Raw genomic sequence first — 1,142 nt, forward strand, 5'->3', positions numbered from 1 at the left:
ATGGCTAAGGAAAAGTTCGAGAGAAACAAACCGCATGTGAACATCGGCACGATTGGCCATGTTGACCACGGGAAGACAACGCTGACGGCGGCGATCACGAAGCAGTTCGGCGACTTCAAGGCGTATGACGAGATTGACGGCGCGCCTGAAGAGAAGGCCCGCGGGATCACGATCTCGACGGCCCACGTGGAATACGAAACCGACGCGCGCCACTATGCCCACGTCGACTGCCCCGGCCACGCCGACTATGTCAAGAACATGATCACCGGTGCCGCCCAGATGGACGGCGCGATCCTGGTGGTGAACGCCGCTGACGGCCCGATGCCGCAAACGCGCGAGCATATCTTGTTGGGTCGCCAGGTTGGCATCCCATATATGGTTGTCTTCATGAACAAGGTCGATCAGGTCGACGATGAAGAGCTGCTCGAACTGGTCGAGATGGAAATTCGCGAATTGTTAAGCTCTTACGAATATCCAGGTGATGACATTCCAATCATCGCGGGTTCTGCCCTGGCCGCACTGGAGGATCGTGACGACAATATCGGTAAGGAAAAGATCGCCGAACTGATGGCGGCTGTGGATGAGTACATCCCGACGCCTGCCCGTGCGGTGGACCAGCCGTTCCTGATGCCGGTCGAGGACGTGTTCTCGATCTCTGGCCGCGGGACGGTCGTGACCGGCCGTGTGGAGCGTGGTGTGATCAATGTGGGTGACGAGATCGAGATCGTCGGCATCCGCGACACGCAGAAGACGACCTGCACAGGTGTCGAGATGTTCCGCAAGCTGCTGGACAGCGGTGAAGCCGGCGACAACATCGGCGCCCTGCTGCGCGGTATCGACCGTGAAGGTGTGGAGCGTGGGCAGGTCCTGTGCAAGCCGGGCTCTGTCCAGCCACACACAAAGTTCGAGGCCGAGGCCTATATCCTGACGAAGGAAGAGGGCGGCCGTCACACACCGTTCTTTGCGAACTACCGTCCGCAGTTCTACTTCCGCACGACAGACGTGACCGGCACGGTTGAGCTGCCCGCAGGCACCGAAATGGTGATGCCGGGCGACAACCTGAAGTTCAACGTCGAACTGATCGCGCCGATCGCGATGGAAGACGGCCTGCGCTTCGCCATCCGTGAAGGTGGCCGGACTGT

1 protein-coding gene is annotated in these 1,142 nt (G+C 59.9%); it reads left to right on the forward strand.

Translation table 11 applies throughout. From position 1 onward, the window contains the following. Window positions 1–1,142, forward strand: a 1,142-nt coding sequence (gene tuf, locus V8J85_RS20000; RefSeq protein ID WP_339955549.1) for an elongation factor Tu, incomplete at both ends; no start/stop codon positions are given.

Origin of the sequence: Yoonia sp. 2307UL14-13 (assembly GCF_037572755.1) — a bacterium.
GTDB lineage: Bacteria > Pseudomonadota > Alphaproteobacteria > Rhodobacterales > Rhodobacteraceae > Yoonia.